Origin of the sequence: Pseudomonas arsenicoxydans, from assembly GCF_006438915.1 — a bacterium.
Taxonomy (GTDB): Bacteria; Pseudomonadota; Gammaproteobacteria; order Pseudomonadales; family Pseudomonadaceae; genus Aquipseudomonas; species Aquipseudomonas arsenicoxydans_A.
Window position 1 is genome coordinate 69,716 of record NZ_RCZE01000002.1, and the last position, 21,994, is coordinate 91,709.

Sequence of the window (21,994 nt, forward strand, 5' to 3'; positions counted from 1 at the left end):
CCTGCCCCGTTCAGGTCGGCGTCACCGTTCGAGGATTAGCAGATGAAGTTCGAAGGCACCCAGGCCTACGTCGCCACCGATGACCTTAAGCTGGCGGTCAACGCCGCCATTACCCTGGAGCGTCCACTGCTGGTCAAGGGCGAGCCGGGGACGGGTAAGACCATGCTGGCCGAGCAACTGGCCGAGTCCTTCGGCGCCAAGCTGATCACCTGGCACATCAAGTCCACTACCAAGGCACATCAGGGCCTGTACGAGTACGACGCAGTCAGCCGCCTGCGTGACTCGCAACTGGGCACGGAAAAGGTCCACGACGTTCGCAACTACCTGAAAAAGGGCAAGCTCTGGGAAGCGTTCGAATCCGAAGAGCGGGTGATTCTGCTGATCGACGAGATCGACAAGGCCGACATCGAGTTCCCAAACGACCTGCTGCAAGAACTCGACAAGATGGAGTTCTACGTTTACGAGATCGACGAGACCATCAAGGCCAAGAAGCGCCCGATCATCATCATTACCTCCAACAACGAGAAAGAGCTGCCGGACGCCTTCCTGCGTCGCTGCTTCTTCCACTACATCGCCTTCCCGGACCGCGTCACGCTGCAAAAGATCGTCGACGTGCACTACCCGAACATCAAGAAAGACCTGGTCAGCGAAGCGCTGGACGTGTTCTTCGACGTGCGCAAGGTGCCGGGGCTGAAGAAAAAACCATCGACTTCCGAACTGGTGGACTGGCTCAAGCTGCTGATGGCCGACAACATTGGCGAAGCGGTACTGCGCGAACGCGATCCGACCAAGGCCATTCCGCCGCTGGCCGGTGCGCTGGTGAAGAACGAACAGGACGTGCAATTGCTTGAGCGCCTGGCGTTCATGAGCCGTCGCGGCACCCGCTAAGAGGCTGATGCCATGCTGCTCAACCTGTTCAATGAAATGCGCGCCGCCAAGGTGCCGGTCTCGGTGCGCGAGCTGCTGGACCTGATCAACGCGCTGAAACAACGCGTGACCTTCGCCGACATGGACGAGTTTTACTATTTGTCCCGAGCGATTCTGGTGAAGGACGAAAAGCATTTCGACAAGTTCGATCGGGCGTTCGGGGCTTACTTCAATGGCCTGGAAAAACTCGACGATCACCTTCAGGCACTGATTCCTGAAGACTGGCTGCGCAAGGAGTTCGAACGGTCCCTGACTGACGAAGAGCGCGCGGCGATCCAGTCCCTTGGCGGTCTGGACAAACTGATTGAGGAGTTCAAGAAACGCCTCGAAGAACAGAAAGAACGCCATGCCGGTGGCAACAAGTGGATCGGCACCGGCGGCACCAGCCCGTTCGGCTCCGGCGGCTTCAACCCGGAGGGCATTCGGGTCGGCGATGCCGGAAAACGTCAGGGTAAAGCAGTCAAGGTCTGGGACCAGCGCGAGTACAAGAACCTCGACGATTCGGTGGAACTGGGCACGCGCAACATCAAGGTGGCCCTGCGCCGCTTGCGCAAGTTTGCCCGTCAGGGTGCAGCCGAAGAGCTGGACATCGACGGCACCATCGACCACACCGCCAAAGACGCGGGCCTGCTGAACATCCAGATGCGGCCGGAGCGGCGCAATACCGTCAAGTTGTTGCTGCTGTTCGACATCGGTGGCTCGATGGACGCGCATGTGAAGATTTGCGAGGAATTGTTCTCGGCCTGCAAGACCGAGTTCAAGCACCTGGAGTACTTCTACTTCCACAACTTCATTTATGAATCGGTGTGGAAGAACAACATGCGTCGCACTTCTGAACGTACATCGACCCAGGACTTGCTGCACAAGTACGGCGCCGACTACAAAGTGATCTTCATCGGTGACGCCGCCATGGCGCCTTATGAAATCACCCAGGCGGGCGGCAGTGTCGAGCACTGGAACGAAGAAGCCGGTTATGTGTGGATGCAGCGGTTCAAGGAGAAGTACAAGAAGCTCATCTGGATTAACCCGTATCCGAAAGATACGTGGGGCTATACCTCGTCGACCAATATTGTGCGGGACTTGATCGATGACCAGATGTATCCGCTGACCCTTCGGGGGTTGGAGGAAGGGATGCGGTTTCTTTCCAAGTAATTTTCGCTGCCAGTGATGGCCTCTTCGCGAGCAAGCCCGCTCCCACACTTTATCTTTGTCGTACACAAGTATGTGTCCACTGGAGATCAAATGTGGGAGCGGGCTTGCTCGCGAAGCTTTTAGCTATTTGAAAACCTACCCAGATACTCGACCTGCTCCCGATGCGCCACCTCCTGCACCACCGGCCGCAATCGCACCTTCGCCCCCGGCAGGCACTGTGCCAGCCGCGCTAACGCCAATGGCGTCAACGCCCCCAGTCGCGGATAGCCGCCAATGGTCTGCCGATCATTGAGTAACACAATCGGCTGCCCGTCCGGCGGCACCTGAACCGCACCGAGTGGAATGCCTTCGGAAATCATCGGTTTTCCCTGGTATTGCAACGCCGTGCCCAGCAGACGAATACCCATCCGGTCGGCGCGGCTGTCGAGGGTCCACACACTGTTGAACGCGTCGAACGCACTCTGTCCGCTGAACTCGCCGATCTGTGCACCCAGCACCAGATCCAGCGGCGAAACGTCGGTGAAGTCCGGACGATGTTCCGCCGGTAACTCCCGCAACAGGAGCAACGCACTCCCGGCATAACTCAACTGCGCACCGTTGGCTAACGCCCGGCCCCGGCCATCCAGACCGCCCAGCTCCTCACGGACCACGGTCGAACGGCTGCCCAGGACGCTTGGCGCCTCAAACCCGCCCGGCGCTGCGAGATAGGCCCGAGCCCCAAGCAGCGGCCGCGTAAACTTCAATCGCTGCCCTTTTTGCAGCCTGAAACTGCGCCATGGCGCGAGCGCCTCGCCTTCGACTTGAGCCCCCAGATCCGCCCCGGCCAGCGCCAGCACGCAATCCTCTTCGGCCACCACCGCGAACCCGCCGAGGGTAATTTCAATCACCGGCGCATTCAGGTCATTGCCCAACAGCCAATTGGCCCAGGACATTGAACGCCAATCCAGCCCGCCCCCCTGGGTCACGCCCAGATGCCGCACGCCAAAGCGACCGGAGTCCTGCAACAGGCACAGCGGTGTACTTGCCTCTATTGATAAGCGGCTCATGCCTGCGCCTCCAATGGTGTGTCGTCACCACCCAGATGGATGAACTCAGCATGGCTGACCGCTTCAAAACGCACCGTGTCGCCCGGTTGCATCAGGCTGTAGCCGTCGCGTTCACGGTCGAACAGTTTGGCCGGCGTACGACCGATCAAGTTCCAGCCGCCGGGGGACACCACCGGATAGGCGGCGGTTTGGCGCTCGGCAATGCCGACACTGCCCGCCGCAACTTTTTTTCGCGGGGTGTTCAGGCGTGGCGCGGCGAGCACTTCCTCGACCAACCCCATGAAGGCGAAACCCGGTGCAAAACCCAAGGCAAACACCTGATACTCGCGCCCGCTATGACGACGGATCACCTCCTCCACCGCCAACCCGCTGCGCTGCGACAACAGGCTCAGCTCCGGGCCGACACTCAGGTCATACCACACCGGCAGCACATGGCATTGACCGCCGGTGCGGGTATTGGGCGACAGATCAATCAACGCCTGAGCGATCAATTCCCGAGCCTGCGCCGGGTTCAGCGCGATCAAATCGTAATGCACCATCAACGTCGTGTAAGACGGCACCAGATCGATGAGATGCGCACCAAACGTAGCCCGCAGATTTTCGCTGGCGGCCAGCATCCACGGCATGTTGGCCTCGCTGATCTCATCGAACAGACGCACCATCAGGCAATCCAGCGCCACCACTTCCACTCGCAGTTTCATGGTGCGCTCTGCTGATCAAGGGCCTCGCGAATCCGTCGCACGGCGGCGACCGAACTGGCGTTGTCGCCGTGCACGCAGAGGGTGTTGGCCTGCAAGTACAACGCGCTGCCGTCGTTGGCGGTGAGGTGGTCGCCACGGGCAATGGTCAGCGCCTGTCCGATGATTTTCTCGGGATCATGATGCACCGCGCCCGACAGTTGCCGCGAAACCAACATGCCCGCACTGTCGTAGGCACGGTCGGCGAAGGCTTCGAACCACAAGGTCACGCCATACTCATCGCCCAGTTGCTGCGCGGCGCTGTTGTCACGGGTGGCCATCAACATCAGCGGCAAGCTGCGGTCGTACGCCGCCACGGCCTGAAGCACCGCACGCAATTGCGCCGGGTTGGCCATCATGTCGTTGTACATCGCGCCGTGGGGTTTGACGTAGCTGACACGCCCGCCCTGAGCCCGGCAAACACCGTCGAGGGCGCCGATCTGGTAATGCAAGATGTCCTGGAGTTCCTGGGCGGCGTACGCCATGGAGCGCCGGCCAAAACCGACCAGATCCTGATAGGCCGGGTGCGCGCCGATCTGCACGCCGTTGCTCAGCGCCAGGCTGACGGTCTTGCGCATAATGCTCGGGTCGCCAGCGTGAAAGCCGCAGGCGATGTTGGCGCAATCAATGAATGGCATGACCTCGGCGTCCAGACCCATGGTCCAGTTGCCGAAACTCTCGCCGATGTCGCAGTTCAATAGCAGGCGGCTCACGGTGAACACTCCTGTAGGCATTGTTCTTGTCAGATGTAGGCAGATTACTGCGCATCCAGTTGTTTGCCACGGGTTTCTGGCAGGCTCAGTGCGGCAAGGATCACCACGCCGTAGGACACTGCCGCAAATGCCCCGATGCCTACGCTCAATGGCACCGTCTGGCTGAGCAAGCCGATCAGCAGCGGAAACAATGCCGCCAGCGCGCGGCCGATGTTGTAGCAAAAACCCTGGCCCGAGCCACGAATCCGAGTTGGGAACAGCTCGGTCAAAAACGCGCCCATGCCACTGAAAATCCCCGAAGCGAAGAAACCCAGCGGGAAGCCCAGCCAGAGCATCACGCCATTGCTGACCGGCAGTTGGGTGTAGAGCAACACGATGGTGAACGAGCCGACCGCGAACAAAATGAAGTTCCTCTTGCGACCAAGGATGTCCGTCAAATACGCGCTGATGACGTAACCGACGTAGGAGCCGACGATCACCATCGCCAGATAACCGCCCGTGCCGAGTACGCTCAAGCCTCGCTCATTCTTCAGAAACGTCGGCAGCCATGACGTGATCGCGTAGTAGCCACCCAGTGCGCCGGTGGTCAGCACCGAAGCGCGAAGGGTGGTGAAGAGGATGCCGGGGGCAAAAATCTCGTAGAACTTCGCCGGGTTACTCGGTTCCTGCCTGGCCTTGGCCTCGCGATAGATCTCCGGGTCCTTGACCAGGCGCCGCACGAAGATCACAAAAATGGCCGGCACGATGCCGAGAATGAACAGCGCACGCCAGGCGTCTTCCGGTGGCAACACCGAGAACAGCAGCGCATACAGAATCGCTGTCAGCCCCCACCCCAGCGCCCAGCCCGATTGCACCATGCCCACCGCTTTGCCACGGTCCTTGGCGCGAATCACTTCGCCCATCAGCACCGCGCCGGCGGTCCATTCACCGCCGAAACCGAAGCCCATCAGGGTGCGGCTGATCAGCAGTTGCTCGTAGTTTTGCGCGAATCCGCAGAGGAAGGTGAAGAAGGCGAACCACAGCACAGTCAGTTGCAAGGTGCGCACGCGACCGATTCGGTCCGAAAGTATCCCCGCCACCCAACCACCGATGGCTGAAGCGATCAGCGTGCTGGTGTGAATCAGCCCGGCTTCGCCGGTGGTGATGCCCCACATGGCAATCAGGGTCGGCACCACGAAGCTGAGCATCTGGGTGTCCATGCCGTCCAAGCCATAGCCGATCTTGCAGCTCCAGAAGGTGCGGCGTTCCTGCTGATTGATGTTGCGGTACCAGTCGAAAGGTCCCGGCCGAGCCGTGGTTTTGGGGATGTCGAGCGTGTCGGGCGCACTCATGGCAAATCTCCGCGCTAGTTTTTATTGGTATTGTTCTGAGCCCCGACGACGCCTATCGTGGGAACCGGATGCGCCGATTTTTGGGTTCCTGGCCCTGCTGCGTCCAACTAATAAAAACCCGCTCCAGACATAAGAAAAAGTTGATCCCATGAATCTGAAGTTTCTCGAGACCTTTGTCTGGGTCGCCCGACTCAAGAGTTTTCGCCTGACCGCCGACAAGCTCTTCACCACCCAGGCCTCGATATCCAGCCGCATCGCCGTGCTCGAAAGCGAGCTGGGGGTGAAACTGTTTTTGCGCGATTCACGCGGCGTCAGCCTGACGCCCGAAGGCTTGAAAGTGCTCGACTATGCCGAGCAGATGATGGACACCATGCAAGCGCTCAAACAGTCGATCGAGACCCGTTCGAGCAAGGTCGGACGGTTGCGGATCGGCGTCATGGACACGGTGATCCATACCTGGTTGAGCCCGTTGGTGGCGCAGATGACGGACCTCTACCCGTTGGTGGAAATCGAACTGGTGGCCGATACCTCGCTCAACCTCTGCGATCAGCTGCAAAAAGGCTTTCTCGATCTGATCCTGCAAACCGACCTGATGCGCCAGGAAAGCGTGCGCAGCCTCGAACTGGCCAGCCATCCCATGGGCTGGATCGCGGCGAGCAATTCCCTCTACAACCGCGAGTACTCGGGCATCGCCGATCTGGCGCGCGAGCGGATCATTACCTACTCGAAAAACTCGCATCCGCATCAGGAGGTGCTCGCCCTGATGCAGGCCAATGGCGTGATGACACCTCGCCTAAACTGCGTGAACTCTGTGTCGGCGATTACCCGCTTGTTGCGCGATGGTTTCGGCATCAGCGCGCTGCCGCCAGTGCTGGTGGCCGAGGAACTGGCGCGTGGGGAACTGACCCTGCTGGACATTGAGCAACGACCACCGAATTTGCAGGTGGTGGTGTCGTGGCGCACAGGCGTTGAGTGGGTCGAGGAGATTGTGGCGTTGTGTCAGCACGTCGTGGAGCGCTATGCGCAGAAAGTGGGCAAGCACTACATCGTCTTGAGCAAAACCACAGTCAGAATCTGAAGGAAATTTCCCGAACTCTAAATATGAACCACTATCATTTGCATTAATTTTTCAAAAAGGTATTCTCGGCGCGCTTTCAGCTAACCAACTGTCCACAAGGAACCGGACTTGATGCGCGCCTACACGCAAAAACAGCAGCTATTGCTCGCTCATTGGAGCGAAGCCCTCGGCACTCCGGCTTTTCAGGCCAACCGTATCACCCTCGACCATTTGAGCAACGCGCTGGAGCCCGCCGCGCAACGCTGCTTCCAACGCCTGATCCAGGCGCTGTTTCGTGAAGGTCTGATCAACCCCGACGCTTGCGAATACGACGACGAAAGCCATTGCTGGCTGCCGCTTGGCGAGGGTGCCCAGCTGTGCTTCGAGCACCTGTCCGGCACCCGAATGAACAGCTGGGACGTGCGCGGCAGCATCGTCCTGCATACCCCCGACAGACTGCCCCATAAAATCCAGCTACCCAGCGAATTGCTCGCTCACCTCAGCACTCGGCTCAACCCGCCAGCCTCACCGCAGGTACTCGAACGTCTGGCCCTGGAGCTGGATGACAGCTTCAGCAACGACACCCTTTGCCTGGCGTTTCACCATGGATGGACCGAGCGCCTGAGAGAACAGATCGACACCGGGTACGACGACAACCTACTCGCCTGGCTCAAAGCCGGCGCCAGTCATCAGAACCCTACGTCACTGCTCGAACAGTGGGGCACTCTTGGCCATCCGTGGCATCCGAACTACAAGACCAAACTGGGTTTGAGCGCCGCTCAGGTCATCGCTTTCTCGCCTGAATTCGAAGCGAGTTTTCCGATTGTTCTGTGCGCTCTGCACCGCCAGTACGCGCACGTCGAAGCGCTGGCGGGAACCGTCGATTACTGGGATTGGTGGCAAGGTCACTTCCCGCAGGCCGCCGCACAATTGCAGCGCCATTTGCAGCAGCTGGGCCTGGACGTAAAGGACTACCTCCCGCTCCCCTCGCACCCATGGCAAGCCCATGAAGAATTGCCGGATTCGTTCGCCAACGAGATCGCCGACAACCTGCTGATCGTCACAAACGTCGTCGCTTTTACCGGCCACCCGACCATGTCCTTCCGCACGGTCCTGCCGAACGCCAGCCGCGTCGCGCCGATGGTCAAACTGCCGGTGGCCTTGCGCCTGACCAGTGTGCAGCGCACCGTGTCGCCGCGCTCGGCCCGGATGGGGCCGCGCATCAGCCAACTGATACTGAAGATCCTCGATCAGGAGCCGCAGATTCAGCGTCTTCTGAACATTGTTCCGGAGCGCATCGGCGTGCACTACGCGCCGCAACCGGCCGATGACGAACGCTCCCGACATGCCGCCGTGCTGTATCGCGACAACCCGCTGACCCTGCTGCAAGAAGGCGAGTTGGCGGTGCCGGTCGGCAGCCTGTTTGCCGTCAACGAATTCGAACAACCATTGCTGCGTGATTGGGTAAGACTGGCTCAGGGTCGTGACGACAGCGAAGCCATGCTGGCGTTCTTCGATGATTACCTGTCGATTGCGGTACCGAGTCTGTTGGGCATCTACCTGATGTATGGCGTGGCGTTCGAAGCGCACCAGCAAAACAGTTTCATGGTGATGGGCGCTGACGGGCAGTTGAATCGGTTGCTATTGCGTGACTTTGGCGACGTGCGTATCGATCGCAAAACCCTGCACGCCAAGGGCCTGGACATCGAGCTGCACGATCCGAAAATGACCCTGTATGACGACGCCGGTTTTGTCCGCGACAAACTCCTGCACACCACGTTCATGTGCCACCTTGGCGAATTGACGTTGCTCTGTGCCCGCCATTGGAATGTGCCGGAAAACATCCTTTGGGAGCGACTGGCAGCGCACGTTGCACGGTGTTTCGAGACCTTGCGCGAGCGCGTTGAACCGGCACGTTGGGAAAGTGAGCGCAAAGCGTTGCTGGAACAGGATTGGCCGGCCAAATCGTTCATGCGCATGCGCCTGCTCGACAGTCATGCCGACATCGTCAGACGCCTGAGTAACCCGCTGCGGTCCATCAGCCATGCTCGCTGACGGTCGCGCCCTGCGACTGCTGATCGTTATCCAGTTTGTCTCCATGGGCGCGATGGAAATGAGCGGCCCGTTCTGGCCGCTGCAGATCCAGCATCTGCTCGAGCCGGAGGGCGCCGGCTACACCGGGCTGTTATCAGCGTTGGTGTATGCCGGTCCAATGCTGGCCGCCATGCTCCTGACGCCCATGTGGGGCCGGTTGGGTGATCGCACCGGACACAAACCGATGATTGTTCGGGCGTTGCTGGCACTTGCGCTATGCCAAGGGTTGGCGGCTATCACTCTGGACCCGTGGCTGCTGGTGGGTATTCGCGTGATGCAAGGCGCGCTGGCCGGGTTTCTCGCCGCCGCGCAAGCCTATGCCTTGGCCTGCTGCGACAGTTCCAGACGGGGTCACACCCTGGCCCGCCTGCAATCGGCGACCGCGGTCGGCTCGTTGTTCGGCCCGGTACTGGGCGGCTGGCTGATGGACGTCTCGGGATTTGCGCTGCTCTGTTATGGCGCGGCGTCGATTTGCCTGCTGTGCGCCTTTGGGAGTTTTTTCCTGCCGGCCGACAAGGCTCAAGCCTCGAATAAAAAACCTGTTGAACCCGTGGCGCTGCCCAAAGGCTGGCTCGTTGGAATCCTGTTCGTGATCGTGCTGATTCAGGCCGCGAAGATGATGCCGCAACCGTTCTACGCGCTGTACGTCGCGAACGTTCTGCACGCTCCTGGCTGGCTGATCGGCGCCACCTACGCGGCGAGCGCCGCGACCCTGGCCATTTCCGCACCGCTATGGGGACGTCTGTTCGACCGCTGGCAGCCGGCCTACACCTTGCGCGTCATCGAAGGCGTGGCCTGGCTGTGTGCCCTGACGCTGGCGGCCACGGCATTGGCCAACGAATGGCTGGGATTTCTCGTCAGTCGACTCGTCTGGGGCATCTGGCAAGGCGCCCTGCTGCCAGTGGCTTATGCCCTTATCGCCAACAGCGTATCCGCCCACCAACAAGGCTTTGCGCTCGGCCTCGGCAACAGCGCGGCCAAGGCTGGTGCTCTGCTCGGTGCCGTTCTCGGCGGAGTCGGCATGGGGCTGGTCGGATTGGCCCACAGTTTCTGGCTGGTGGCGCTGACCTACGTCGTAGCCGCCATCGGCATCCGCTGTGTGCGGTCATTCAGCGCCACACCTGACCGCTCAAACGTATCCATCCACACTTATCACAACTAAAAAGTCCTTATCATGACTCGAATCAAACTCCCCCTGCTGATCCCGTTGCTCGGGACCTTCAGCGCCCAATCCTGGGCCGAGGATACCGAGCAGCAGCCCGGCACTTTGAACATGCAAGCCACCGTCGTCTCCGCTACTCGCAGCGAAGCGACCATTGCCTCGATTCCAGGCTCGGTCCTGGTGATCGATGAACAGCAGGTCCGCGAGCAAAGCGGCGCGGGTCGCCGGATCTCCGACATCCTCGGGCAATTGGTCCCCGGTCTTGCGCCGTCCAGCGGCGGGATGAGCAACTTCGGCCAGACCCTGCGCGGGCGCAACATGCTGGTATTGATTGACGGCGTATCGCAGAACGCCACACGAGACAACTTCCGCCAGCTCAACAGCGTCACCCCGGCAAGCGTCGAACGTATCGAAGTAGTCTCTGGCGCCAGCAGCCTCTATGGCGCCGGTGCTTCAGGCGGCATCATCAATATCATCACCAAGCGCAATCAGGGTCAGGACATTGCCTACAGCAGCAAACTGGGCCTGACCAGCGGCAACAACCTCAACAGCAAAGGCTTCGCCTACGAAGCTTTTCAGAGCGCGACCGGGCGCAAGGATGCCCTGGACTGGTACGTCTCCGCCGACCTGATCCAGCGTAACGATATGTACGACGGCAACGGCAACCGCATCCCTCAGGACACCTCTCAGGGCAGCAGCATGGACACCGAAACCTATGACTTGCAAGGTCGTTTCGGTTACGAACTGGATGCCGACAAAAAACTCAGCCTGTCACTGCAGGACTACAAGGATCAGCAGGACACGGGTTACACCAAAGACCCGAAAAACCTGCAGCAAGCCGTGGCAGTCAAGGGTTTGAAACTGGATGAGCAACCCTATACCCACAACCAGGCAGTCAACCTCAACTACACCGACCAGGACTTCTACGGTCAAGGACTGCAATTGGAAAGTTACTGGCGCCGCGCCGATGCACTGTTTTTCCCTGACCTGTCGCGGGGCAAGGCCGGTATCTCCAACAACAACAGCGTGCAGGATGTCTACGGCCTGCGCGCAGCGATCGACACGCCGCTGCCGGCCATCGGGAGTGCCACGGGCAACCTGGTCTGGGGCACCGACTATGATAATGAGCGCTCCCGCCAACGAGGTGATCAATACACGCTCAATGGTCTGAACTACACCAAGACCGGCACCGCCTACGAGCTGGGCCCGGACATCGAAACCACCACCAAATCGCTGTTCGGGCAGATGTCATGGGACATCGATGACTGGACCTTGCGTGGCGGTGTACGCCGTGAATGGATCGAAAGTGACGTCTCCGACAGCATCGCTTATGGTGAGATTGTCCAGACCGGCGTACGCGCAACGCTGCCCGGCGATACCCTCAAATACGACGCCACACTGTACAACCTGGGGGCGGTTTATCACCTGAGTGATAGTCAGGACGTATTCGCCAATTTCAGCCAGGGGTTTTCGCTGCCGGATATCCAGCGCTTCATGCGTGACGTCAACAGCACCTTTGACATCCAGAGCCTCAACGCCCAGGCCATCAAGGTCAACAGTTACGAGCTGGGCTGGCGCGGTAACTGGGACCAATGGCAGGCCGACGTCACCGTGTACGAAAACACCTCGGACGTGACCCAGTTCTACGATGCCAATGATCGCGTATTGCGTCTGATCAATCAGAAAGAGCGCGTTCGCGGCATCGAAAACAACCTGACCTATCGCGTGACCGATCAATGGTCGGTGGGTGGCACTTACGCCTGGGCCAAAGGCGAGACCGAGCAGAACGGCAAATGGATCGATCTGCCGGCCACGCGCATCTCACCGGCCAAGACCACACTGTTCGTCGGTTATATCGAAGACGATTACAACCTGCGCCTGCAAGGCATGCATTTGGCCAGCTATGACGCCGCCGCCAAGGACAATAACGGACGCGACATCGACGGTTATACGCTGCTGGACCTGCTCGGTTCCGTGCAACTGCCGGTCGGTCGTCTTGAAGGCGGGGTGTTTAATCTGACGAATCGCACGTACGTAAACCTGTTCACCCAGGCCAACGCCAGAATGCCGTTCGCCAACGCCGAAGGCCGCACGCTGAGCATGAGCTACTCGGTCGACTGGTAAAAGCAGGAGCCGGCTTGTCAGCGATGCGATCAGCCAGACATACCTGTCGCGGCAATCGCCGGCAAACCGGCTACAGGGTTACAGGCCGCGCACATCCCGGTCTTCAATCGGCCGGCTCTGGCGCAGGCGTTTGCCGCCCAGCACCACCCAGTCGATCAAACGGAACAGGCATTCAATGCCGAACGACAGCAGCATGGCGCCGCTCATGCCCCAGATCATCGCTTCCGGGGTCAGCAGAATTTGATAGCTGTAGCCATTCCAGGTTTCCTTGCGGATGTCCGGGTCGGCGGCCAGCACCACTTGCAGGAAGCGGATGTACCACGGACCTTGCATGGCCTGGAATTGCTTGTCCAACGCCAGTTGGCGGGTCAGCAAGTTGCTCAGGCTGTCGGCATCGCTGCGGAAGATCGGGTCTTCGCTGGCCCGATAATGGGCGACCAGCGCCTGCATGTCGCCCTTGAAGAACTCGTTGGCCGTCCCCTGGAAACCGCTCAAACCGGTCTGCGCCTCAATCAGGTGCGCCTCGACCCGCTTGGCGTAATCATTGATAAAACCCGGCACCTGGACACCGATCAACAGGCCCGCCGCAAACAACACCAGCCGTAGATAACTGAGCAACATCGAGGGAGATCCTTATTCGGTCTTGCCCTGGCTGACGCATTCGCCGCGTCGCCAGAGGCTCCATTGGCCCGGTTCGTAGCGGGTCCAGGTTTCGTTTTCGGTCAGGGGTTCGGTGGCAATCACCGTCACCACGTCGTTCGGCGTGGTTTCGGCCTGGAAGTCGACGATCACATCGACATCCTTCAAGCGCGCCGGGCCGAACGGCGCTCGGCGGGTGATCTGGGCCAATTTGGTCGAGCAATAGCAGAACAGCCAGTCACCGTCGCTGAGCAGGCAGTTGAACACGCCTTTGCTTCGGTATTCGGCGCAGGCCGCCACCAGGTCTGGCAGCAGCTTTTCAACTTCGACCGGCTCCGGGAACGCGGCGCGCACGCGGTTGAGTAAATCGCAGAACGCCGCCTCGCTGTCGGTATCGCCGACGGGACGGTAGAAACTGGCGGTCGGTTGAAAGTCCGCGAGTTGGCCGTTGTGGGCGAAACACCAGTTGCGCCCCCACAGCTCGCGCACGAACGGGTGCGTGTTGGACAGGCAGACCTTGCCGACATTGGCCTGGCGGATGTGCCCGATCACCACTTCACTTTTGATCGGATAGCGCTGCACCAGGTTCGCGACTTCAGACTCGCAACTGGCGGCCGGGTCCTGAAACAGGCGCAGGCCGCGACCTTCATAGAACGCGATCCCCCAGCCATCACGGTGCGGACCGGTACGGCCGCCGCGCTGCATCAGCCCGGTGAAGCTGAACACGATATCGGTCGGCACATTGGCGCTCATGCCCAATAACTCACACATGCTCGGATTCTCGATGAAAAGGCAGGGGCAAGGTTACAAACGCGGCTCGACCCGCAGTCGCTGCGGATTACTCGGCACCGGTGGGCGACCGTAACGATCATCGCCGGCACCGCCGAAGGGTTGGTCGTCATCCGGCTCTTCGACCTTGGCCGCAGCCTTGGCGGCAGCCGCCTGTTCCTTGCGAGCGTTGGAGGCACGCTCGATGGGGAAGCGGATCGCCACCATGACCAGATAAAGGCCGAAGGCAATCATGCCGTACATGAGCAGGTCGGAAATCGCCCGCCAGGCGTTGTTGCCGACCTTGAACAACAGGTCGAGCGCCGTGATGGCGATGGCCGGCGCGACTTTATCTTTCACTGGATCGATGATGGTCGGGCTGAATAGCAAGACAGCCACCAGCAGCCGCAGCGGCTCGCGCAGCCAGCGCCACATCCAGCGGGTCAAGCGCATCCACACCAACAGGCAGCCAAAAGCGGCAAAGGCGTAGAAGCCCCAAGCGATCAGATAGTCGTTCTCGGTCATGGTGTCCATGGCAAGGCAGGCAAAGAGGCGCTTATAGTAACGACTTTTCGCCCATCAGGCTTGCCCTTGTGGCAGTGAGCCTATGTGGCGAGGGGGCTTGCCCCCGTTGGGTCGCGAAGCGATCCTAAAACAGTCACCGCGATATTGAGTCAATATCGCGGTGACTGGTTTGCGTCTGCTTCGCAGCCGAACGGGGGCAAGCCCCCTCGCCACAGCTCGCTCGCACAGGTGTGTCCCCCAAAAATTCGTACAACGTTCGAGAGCCATCCATGCCCTTATCCGCCAACGTTTCCGCCGCTCCGATTGCCCACAAGGCCGAAGGCGATGACCCGTATGCCTGGCTGCAGGAGCGCGACACCGACGCGGTGCTCGACTACCTCAAGGCTGAAAACAGCTATCAAGAGGCGTTGACCGCCGATCAGGCCGGCCTGCGCGAAACCCTGTTCGAAGAGATCAAGGGCCGGATTCTCGAAACCGACCTGTCACTGCCCTCCCCTTGGGGCCCGTACCTGTATTACACGCGGACCACCGCCGGCGACGAGTACGCCCGGCACTACCGCTGCCCGCGTCCGCTCGATGACAGCCTGCAACTTGACGAAAGCCAGGAACAACTGCTGCTGGACCCGAATGAACTGGCCAACGGTGGCTTCTTTTCATTGGGGGCGTTCAGCATCAGCCCCGACCACCAGCGTCTGGCGTACAGCATCGACGCCACGGGCGATGAGATTTACACGCTGTTCGTGAAGGAACTGTCCAACGGTCGCGTCAGCGAACTGGAGTTCCAGGATTGTGACGGCAGCATGACCTGGGCCAATGACAGCCTGACCCTGTTTTTCGGCGAACTTGACGACACCCATCGCCCGCACAAACTGTTCCGTTATCGGCTGGACGGCACGGCCGCCGAAGAAGTGTTCCATGAACCGGATGGACGCTTCTTCCTGCATTGCTACCGCTCCAGCTCCGAATTGCAACTGCTGCTGTCCCTGGGCAGCAAGACCACCAGCGAAGTCTGGGCGCTTGACGCAGCCCTGCCGCATCAGGCCTTCACCTGCCTGGCGCCACGGGTCGAGGACCATGAGTACGACGTCGATCACGGTGCCCTCGACGGCCAATGGGCCTGGTTCATTCGCACCAACCGCGACGGCATCAACTTTGCCCTGTACAGCGCCGTCGATACCGACGTGGCGCCGACCGAAGCCGACTGGCAGAACCTGATCCCCCACAGCGACAGTGTGATGATCGAGGGCATGAGCCTGAACACCGGCGCCATGACCCTGAGCCTGCGCGAAGGCGGCTTGCCGATTATCGAAGTCCACCCACAAGGCCTGGCGCCTTATCGCGTGCAATTGCCGGACGCGGCCTACAGCCTGCACGTCCAGAACAGCCTGGAGTTCGTCAGCGACAGGATCCGCCTGCGCTACGAAGCCCTTAACCGTCCGGCGCAAATCCGCCAGCTGGAACTGAGCAACGGCGAGCAGAAAGTGCTCAAGGAAACCCCCGTGCTCGGCCCGTTCGACGCCGATGCCTACGTCAGTCAGCGCCTGTGGGCGACTGCGCCGGACGGCACACAAGTGCCGATCAGCCTGGTGGTCAAACGCGAGCACCTGGGCCAACCCGTGCCGTTGTATCTCTACGGCTACGGCGCTTACGGCGAAAGCCTCGACCCGTGGTTCTCCCACGCCCGCCTGAGCTTGCTGGACCGCGGCATGGCTTTCGCCATCGCGCACGTGCGCGGCGGCGGCGAACTGGGCGAGGCCTGGTATCGCGCCGGCAAGCAGGAACACAAGCACAACACCTTCAGTGACTTCATTGCCTGTGCCGAACATCTGATTGCCAACGGCTTCACCACCGCGCCGAAACTGGCGATCAGCGGCGGCAGCGCCGGTGGCTTGCTGATTGGCGCGGTGCTCAATCAACGGCCGGAGTTGTTTGGCGCGGCGATTGCCGAAGTGCCGTTCGTCGACGTGCTCAACACCATGCTCGACCCGGACCTGCCGCTGACCGTCACGGAATACGACGAATGGGGCAATCCTGAAGAGCCGGACGTTTATGATCGGATCAAGGCCTACGCCCCGTACGAAAACGTCACCGCGCAAGCCTATCCGGCGACCCTGGTGATCGCCGGCTACAACGACAGCCGTGTGCAGTATTGGGAAGCGGCCAAGTGGGTGGCGAAATTGCGCGCGACCAAAATCGATAGCAACATCCTACTGCTCAAGACCGAACTGGGTGCCGGGCATGGCGGGATGAGCGGTCGATATCAGGGATTGCGTGACGTAGCGCTCGAATACGCATTTTTGTTCAAGGTTTTGCGGATTGCCTGAGGAACTTGGCCCGGCGTTCCGGTCTTAACACCAGACCCCGGGCCCAAAAGCACACACAACCCCTGTAGGAGCCTGGCTTGCCAGCGATGAGGCCATCACATTCAACATCATCATTGACTGTGACACCGCAATCGCTGGCAAGCCAGGCTCCTACAAGGGGTTGGGAACATGCCGAAAACCTGAATCAGACACAAGAAAAAGACCGTGACGACATGTCAGAACCGACCTTACTGAACAACGAAATTCGCGACTGGCTGATGGACTGCGGCCTGTTCGACCAACTGCTGCCCGCCGACTTCGCGGCGGCCTCGGGCTATTTCAGCATCAGCACCGTGGCGCAGGGCGAGGAGATTTTCCACGAGGGTGATGCCGGCAGCTTCATGTGCATCATTCACACCGGCCAGGTGGCGGTACAAAAAACCAACGGTGACGGGCAACTGGTGACCATGGCGACGTTGCGCAGCGGTCGCTCGTTCGGCGAGATGGCCGTGCTGGACGGAGAGCGCCGCTCGGCCAGTTGCGTTGCCGCGAGCAACTGCCAGCTGCTGAACCTGGGCAAGGACTCGCTGGAAAAGATGATCAACGACGCGCCGAAAATCGCCGCCAAGATCATTCGCGCCCTTGCCGTTTCCCTTTCCAAACGCTTGCGCATGGCCGACGGGCAACTGCTTTCGCAGCAGGTTTAACCGCCCGGCGACTTGGCCTTCGAGGTGTTGGATTCGATCCCCGGCACGGGCTGGTCCTTGGTTGGCGGGCTGGGCATTTCAATCGGCACCAATGGCGGACCACCGCTACCCGGCCCGGCTTTGGGCAAGGAACGCACGTTGATTTGCGGATACGGCGTCGGTGTCGCGGTGCCGGGCGTACCAGACGTGGGCACGGGGCTGACGGGGATGGGTTGCAGCATTTGCGCCTGCACAGCAGTAATCGAGAGCGCGGCCAGAGCAATGGCCGTTAGAATAGTGCGCTTCATCAATGGCTCCGTTGGCCTTGTTGTCACTTTCAGGCTACTCCCAACGGCGTCCGTTTGCCCTCACCGTTTATGCCAATCCTTCTCAAGAGAGCCCCATGAAACGTTTCGTTCTGCTCGACACTGCCCCTATCCCTGAAAACGGCGGTGCCCTGTGCCTGTTCGAATACGGTGAGGATTTCGTCATCAAGATCCAGGGTGGCGACGGCGGGCAACTGATGAACACTCGCATGCACGGCTCCGAGGACGCATTGGCGGAGATTCCGTGCCGCAAAGTCGCCGGCCGGCCGAATTCGCGGGTGCTGATCGGCGGCCTGGGCATGGGCTTTACCCTCGCCTCGGCGCTCAAGCATTTGGGCAAGACCGCCGAAGTGGTGGTCGCCGAGCTGGTACCGGGCGTGGTGGAGTGGAACCGTGGACCGCTGGGCGAGAAAGCCGGCAACCCGTTGCTCGACCCGCGCACCGTGATCCGCATGGAAGACGTGGCCAAAGTGTTGCAAGCCGAGCCCCAAGGCTTCGACGCGATCATGCTCGACGTCGACAACGGCCCCGAAGGCCTGACCCAACGAGCCAATAGCTGGCTCTATTCCGCCGGTGGCCTGAGCGCCTGCGCCAAGGCCCTGCGGCCAAAAGGCGTACTGGCGGTGTGGTCGGCCAGCGCCGACAAGCAGTTTTCCGAAAAATTGAAGAAGGCCGGTTTCAAGGCCGAGGAAGTCCAGGTCTTCGCCCATGGCAACAAGGGCACACGTCACACCATCTGGATTGCCGAGAAGCTCAAGGGCTGAGCTAAACTCCCGTCATAACCGTCATTAGTCTTTTTACAAAGGTGAACCCATGAGTTCGTCCACCCCGACCAATACTTCGAAGCTGGACCGCATTCTCGCCGACAACCAGCGCGACAAGGAAATGGGCTATCGCGACAAAGCCCTGAAGATGTACCCGCACGTGTGCGGCCGCTGCGCCCGTGAGTTTTCCGGCAAGCGCCTGAGTGAACTCACCGTGCACCACCGTGACCACAACCACGACAACAACCCGCAAGACGGCTCGAACTGGGAACTGTTGTGCCTGTACTGCCACGACAATGAACATTCACGGTATACCGACCAGCAGTATTTCCACGAAGGCTCGCTGAGCACGCCGAAAATCGCCAAGGCGACGCATAACCCGTTTGCGGCGTTGGCTGGGTTGATGAAGAAAGAAGACTGAATATCTTCAGTGACCGGGCTGGCCCCTTCGCGAGCAAGCCCGCTCCCACATTCGAACGAGTTCCTTCAGGAGTATACGGTTGAATGTGGGAGCGGGCTTGCTCGCGAAGGCAATTGCCCGGACACCACCAATCTCAAACTGAACACCCCTCCCCCAATCCCCGTATAATCGCCGTTTTTTCCCCGAAGGCACCCCGCTCGTGGCAGACAAACGGTACAGCTGCATTGGTTTGTATAACCCCAAATCACCGGAAAACGTCGGTTCGGTCATGCGTGCCGCCGGCTGCTATGGCGTGGCGTCCGTGTTCTACACCGGCAAGCGTTATGAACGCGCCGCCGACTTCGTCACCGACACCAAGCGTGTCCACTACGACATCCCGCTGATCGGCATCGACGACCTGAAAAAAATCCTGCCGCTGGGCTGCGTGCCGGTGGCCGTGGAACTGGTCGAAGGCGCGCGCTCCCTGCCGGAATACACCCATCCGGATCGCGCGCTCTACATCTTCGGCCCGGAAGACGGTTCGCTGGATAAAGAGATTCGCGACTGGTGCGAAGACGTAGTCTATATCCCGACCACCGGTTGCATGAACCTGGCGGCCACCGTCAACGTTGTGCTCTACGACCGCATGTCCAAAGGGCTCAACACCCGTTCCGGGGCGAAATTTCGCTGATTCGATGCACATCCGATGGAACAAGCCGCCCGCTTCGGCAGTCAGCTTAACTATCCACGACTGAAGCAGCTTTCCTGCCAGGAGAAAAATCATGAGCGAACTCAAACGCGTAGAACGCATCGAATCCACCCCGTTCCAGACCCGTACCGAGCACAACGTTTACGGTTGGGAGCGCGCCGGCTCCGTGGCCGGTGGCGTGGTGATGATGGGCAAGGGCCTGCGTCGCGGCGGGATTTTCGGCTTGATTCAACTGGCGATCGGCGGTGTGGTCCTGGCCCGCGGGATTACCGGGCACAGTTCGGTCAAAAGCATGATCGAGAAGAGCCGCCAGGACATGGATAACGTGCGGGCGAAGATTGAGCGGGCCGGGGCGGAGTTGAGCAAGCTGAAGGCGAATGCCGAGGCGGCGACCAACACCGCTACGGTGACGGGGAATGATTCGTTGAAGTCGCCGAAGACTGGGGTTTGATCCGAAGAATTTAGTGAGGCTTAGGGCCTCTTCGCGAGCAAGCCCGCTCCCACATTCGACCGAGTTCCTTCAGGAGAATGGGGTCGAATGTGGGAGCGGGCTTGCTCGCGAAGGCGGTGTTACTGAAGCAACTCGGTATCGAGGACTTTGGAAGGCTCGCCAATGACGCTTTCCGCGAGTTGAACAAACGCCTTGGTATCGACACTTTCCAGATGCATCGCCCCGCGCAACACATCATCCAGCGAACGTTTGTTGCGCGTCTTCAAGCGGATCTCGCGGTCCAGTTCCTGTAACAACACCACCGCTTTCGACACCTGCGCAGGGTTGATCTGGTCACCACGCAAGGTCGTGACCTTCTGGCTGTCCTTGACCAGCTTGCCATGCAAGCTCTCATAGCGTTCATCGCTCATACCGCCAGCACGGCGCACCAGTTCGATGGCGTAAAACTCGGCAAACCCTTCAGTGATCCAATCGCTGCGCTGTTTATCATTGATCCGTGCGAACACCTGCGCCAACTCACGCACCAGCGCACTGCTGCCGCTTTCGCTGACCAGAGGCAGACGCGTGTTCAGGTAGATCGAATCGTGCGCGGCAAGGCTGCCGCGCCACACCGGGTCGTTGGCGCCGACAATCAGCAGCTTGCCTGGATGACGCGGAAACACGGCTTGCACTTGCGGCCAGACGAAGGTCAAAAGCGTCAGCACGTCCATGCGACGCATGCCCTGGCCCTGAGGCGATGAGACCGTGACTTCGGTCTCCCCCAGCCGCGTGCGACGGCTGCCAAGGTGGCCGGCGAGCATCCAGCCGGTAGGCCGGTCGAACAGTCGGGACACGTTGTCGATGCGGAATTTGTTCTTGCCGATCCGAGGCCAGGCGGTTTCGACGCTTTTCCAGCCGTTGGGCAACTCGAACTCAAGGCGTGACACCAGCTCGATGCCGTCCTCTTGATCGAGTTTGGCGGCTGGCACCAGATCATCACCTCGCATCAACGCCCAGGTCGGCGTCATGCGCGTATCGAAACTGCCGCTCTTGCGCTCATGGCTGATGCGCACGCGGTAGGTCAGGCTGGCCTTGTCGGCGGCTGGACGCCAGACCCCCCGCGCCGATTTGCCCGGTGTCATTTGCCATTGGCCGTCGGCCTTGAAGTCGCTGTAGCGGCTGCCGTCACCCAAGTCAAAATCCAGGCTGCGCACCGCCGAGCCCTGCGCCAACGTCAAGCGCACCTCCGCCTGATCGCTTTGCGGCAACAGGCGCACGTGGTAATCCAGATCGACTTTCTTCGCCGCCCACACGGACGAACTCAGGGCCAGTAGCCCCACTGACAACGCCAGCCGCCATCCCACAGCCATACACACTCCTTGTGGCGAGCGAGCTTGCTCGCGCCGGGCTGCAAGGCAGCCCTGGATTTTTGTCATCACCGCCTGTTTTGTGAGTGCTACGCACTCAAGCGGGAGCAAGCTCCCTCGCCACAGAGTAAAACATCAGCCGGAATTAACCCGCGCGGAATATCAGGTGATCTTCCCAGTCATCTTCTGGCACGCTGCCTTCGGCGAGCATGCGCCCGGATTGTGAAATTCGTTGGCGGTGCACCTCATCGCGGTCGCCGCACACCAGGTGGTGCCAGAGCGGCAGGTCCTTGCCTTCACTGACCAGGCGATAGCCGCAGGTCGGAGGCAGCCATTTGAACTCGTCGGCCTTGCCAGGCGTGAGCTGGATGCAGTCCGGGACGAAGTCACGCCGGTTGGGGTAATCGGTGCACTGGCAGGTTTTCAGGTCGAGCAGTTTGCAGGCGATGCGCGTGTAATAGACGCTGTTGTCGTCTTCATCTTCGAGTTTTTGCAGGCAGCACAGGCCACAGCCATCGCACAGCGACTCCCATTCCTCTTGATTCAGTTGATCGAGGGTTTTGCGTATCCAGAACGGTTCAACTTTGGCGGCCATGGCTCAAGCATCAACATCAGGTGGTGAAAAGGCCGCCAGTCTAGTGCCAAGGCCCTTGTGGGCCAAGCATTGGCGACTGCCGGTAGAACGGACTTGTCAGTTTTTGCGCCGCCCAGTAGGGTTTCGCGTCGCTCCCTCA

Annotated in this window: 22 protein-coding genes; 12 read left to right on the plus strand and 10 right to left on the minus strand. The window is 60.3% G+C overall.

The genetic code is table 11. The annotated features are described in order from the left end of the window. The first annotated feature begins 42 nt into the window (after positions 1-42). On the plus strand, positions 43-888 hold the full coding sequence (locus tag EAH78_RS03720) for an AAA family ATPase (protein ID WP_010462104.1): 846 nt from the start codon (positions 43-45) through the stop codon (positions 886-888). A 12-nt stretch (positions 889-900) separates the two neighbouring features. Next, entirely contained in the window at positions 901-2,079 is a 1,179-nt protein-coding gene (locus tag EAH78_RS03725) for a vWA domain-containing protein (protein ID WP_027925858.1), read from the plus strand. 119 nt (positions 2,080-2,198) lie between these two features. On the opposite strand, the gene EAH78_RS03730 is transcribed toward EAH78_RS03725, so the two are convergent. From EAH78_RS03730 to EAH78_RS03745, 4 genes are read right to left on the minus strand one after another with little or no spacing between them, the layout of a single operon-like run. Beyond that, complete coding sequence (locus EAH78_RS03730) at positions 2,199-3,125, minus strand: biotin-dependent carboxyltransferase family protein (protein WP_140665835.1); 927 nt, start codon at positions 3,123-3,125, stop codon at positions 2,199-2,201. Continuing rightward, positions 3,122-3,826 (minus strand): 5-oxoprolinase subunit B family protein, encoded by a 705-nt coding sequence (locus tag EAH78_RS03735; protein WP_140665840.1) that lies wholly within the window; start codon positions 3,824-3,826, stop codon positions 3,122-3,124. Before EAH78_RS03735 ends, EAH78_RS03730 begins: the two co-directional genes overlap by 4 nt. Next, positions 3,823-4,575: a 5-oxoprolinase subunit PxpA gene (locus EAH78_RS03740; RefSeq protein ID WP_140665843.1), complete on the minus strand. Its 753-nt coding sequence runs from the start codon at positions 4,573-4,575 to the stop codon at positions 3,823-3,825. Before EAH78_RS03740 ends, EAH78_RS03735 begins: the two co-directional genes overlap by 4 nt. 44 nt (positions 4,576-4,619) lie before the next feature. Continuing rightward, entirely contained in the window at positions 4,620-5,906 is a 1,287-nt protein-coding gene (locus EAH78_RS03745; protein ID WP_140665845.1) for an MFS transporter, read from the minus strand. Between the two features lie 148 nt (positions 5,907-6,054). Here EAH78_RS03745 and EAH78_RS03750 point away from each other — a divergent pair, with 148 nt between their 5' ends. From EAH78_RS03750 to EAH78_RS03765, 4 genes are all read left to right on the plus strand, one after another. Further along, a complete protein-coding gene (locus EAH78_RS03750; RefSeq protein ID WP_140665848.1) occupies positions 6,055-6,984 on the plus strand; it encodes a LysR family transcriptional regulator in 930 nt (309 codons plus the stop codon). 111 nt (positions 6,985-7,095) lie between these two features. Next, positions 7,096-9,018 carry an IucA/IucC family protein gene (locus EAH78_RS03755; RefSeq protein ID WP_140665851.1) on the plus strand — a complete coding sequence of 641 codons (1,923 nt, stop codon included), beginning with the start codon at positions 7,096-7,098 and terminating at the stop codon, positions 9,016-9,018. Next, the gene (locus EAH78_RS03760; RefSeq protein WP_140665853.1) at positions 9,008-10,219 is read left to right on the plus strand and encodes an MFS transporter; all 1,212 of its coding nucleotides are present in this window, start codon (positions 9,008-9,010) and stop codon (positions 10,217-10,219) included. Before EAH78_RS03755 ends, EAH78_RS03760 begins: the two co-directional genes overlap by 11 nt. Before the next feature lie 12 nt (positions 10,220-10,231). Then, the gene (locus tag EAH78_RS03765) at positions 10,232-12,343 is read left to right on the plus strand and encodes a TonB-dependent receptor (protein ID WP_140665856.1); all 2,112 of its coding nucleotides are present in this window, start codon (positions 10,232-10,234) and stop codon (positions 12,341-12,343) included. A 78-nt stretch (positions 12,344-12,421) separates the two neighbouring features. Here the strand turns inward: EAH78_RS03765 and EAH78_RS03770 are convergent, their stop codons facing one another. From EAH78_RS03770 to EAH78_RS03780, 3 genes are read right to left on the minus strand one after another with little or no spacing between them, the layout of a single operon-like run. Continuing rightward, entirely contained in the window at positions 12,422-12,964 is a 543-nt protein-coding gene (locus EAH78_RS03770; RefSeq protein ID WP_123433918.1) for a DUF2937 family protein, read from the minus strand. A gap of 12 nt (positions 12,965-12,976) precedes the next feature. Then, on the minus strand, positions 12,977-13,753 hold the full coding sequence (locus EAH78_RS03775; protein ID WP_123433917.1) for a class II glutamine amidotransferase: 777 nt from the start codon (positions 13,751-13,753) through the stop codon (positions 12,977-12,979). 33 nt (positions 13,754-13,786) lie between these two features. Next, positions 13,787-14,284 carry an MFS transporter gene (locus tag EAH78_RS03780; protein WP_140665859.1) on the minus strand — a complete coding sequence of 166 codons (498 nt, stop codon included), beginning with the start codon at positions 14,282-14,284 and terminating at the stop codon, positions 13,787-13,789. 260 nt (positions 14,285-14,544) lie between these two features. On the opposite strand from EAH78_RS03780, the gene EAH78_RS03785 reads away from it, so the two are divergent. Continuing rightward, positions 14,545-16,599, plus strand: coding sequence for a S9 family peptidase (locus EAH78_RS03785; RefSeq protein ID WP_140665862.1), 2,055 nt, complete (start codon positions 14,545-14,547; stop codon positions 16,597-16,599). Between the two features lie 212 nt (positions 16,600-16,811). Beyond that, on the plus strand, positions 16,812-17,285 hold the full coding sequence (locus tag EAH78_RS03790; protein ID WP_140665865.1) for a cyclic nucleotide-binding domain-containing protein: 474 nt from the start codon (positions 16,812-16,814) through the stop codon (positions 17,283-17,285). Here the strand turns inward: EAH78_RS03790 and EAH78_RS03795 are convergent. Beyond that, positions 17,282-17,572 carry a hypothetical protein gene (locus tag EAH78_RS03795; RefSeq protein ID WP_140665868.1) on the minus strand — a complete coding sequence of 97 codons (291 nt, stop codon included), beginning with the start codon at positions 17,570-17,572 and terminating at the stop codon, positions 17,282-17,284. The two genes, EAH78_RS03790 and EAH78_RS03795, sit on opposite strands and share 4 nt — an antisense overlap. A gap of 95 nt (positions 17,573-17,667) precedes the next feature. On the opposite strand from EAH78_RS03795, the gene EAH78_RS03800 reads away from it, so the two are divergent. The 4 genes from EAH78_RS03800 (at position 17,668) to EAH78_RS03820 (ending at position 19,914) form a co-directional block, all read left to right on the plus strand. Beyond that, the gene (locus EAH78_RS03800) at positions 17,668-18,354 is read left to right on the plus strand and encodes a spermidine synthase (protein ID WP_140665871.1); all 687 of its coding nucleotides are present in this window, start codon (positions 17,668-17,670) and stop codon (positions 18,352-18,354) included. Positions 18,355-18,403: 49 nt separating this feature from the next. Continuing rightward, a complete protein-coding gene (locus EAH78_RS03805; protein ID WP_028624492.1) occupies positions 18,404-18,775 on the plus strand; it encodes a YajD family HNH nuclease in 372 nt (123 codons plus the stop codon). A gap of 199 nt (positions 18,776-18,974) precedes the next feature. Next, a complete protein-coding gene (locus EAH78_RS03815) occupies positions 18,975-19,445 on the plus strand; it encodes an RNA methyltransferase (protein ID WP_008153126.1) in 471 nt (156 codons plus the stop codon). A gap of 91 nt (positions 19,446-19,536) precedes the next feature. Further along, positions 19,537-19,914: a YgaP family membrane protein gene (locus EAH78_RS03820; protein ID WP_140665876.1), complete on the plus strand. Its 378-nt coding sequence runs from the start codon at positions 19,537-19,539 to the stop codon at positions 19,912-19,914. Between the two features lie 119 nt (positions 19,915-20,033). On the opposite strand, the gene EAH78_RS03825 is transcribed toward EAH78_RS03820, so the two are convergent. After that, positions 20,034-21,263: a hypothetical protein gene (locus tag EAH78_RS03825; RefSeq protein WP_140665879.1), complete on the minus strand. Its 1,230-nt coding sequence runs from the start codon at positions 21,261-21,263 to the stop codon at positions 20,034-20,036. 142 nt (positions 21,264-21,405) lie between these two features. Beyond that, a complete protein-coding gene (locus EAH78_RS03830; RefSeq protein ID WP_140665882.1) occupies positions 21,406-21,855 on the minus strand; it encodes a YcgN family cysteine cluster protein in 450 nt (149 codons plus the stop codon). Positions 21,856-21,994: the final 139 nt, after the last annotated feature.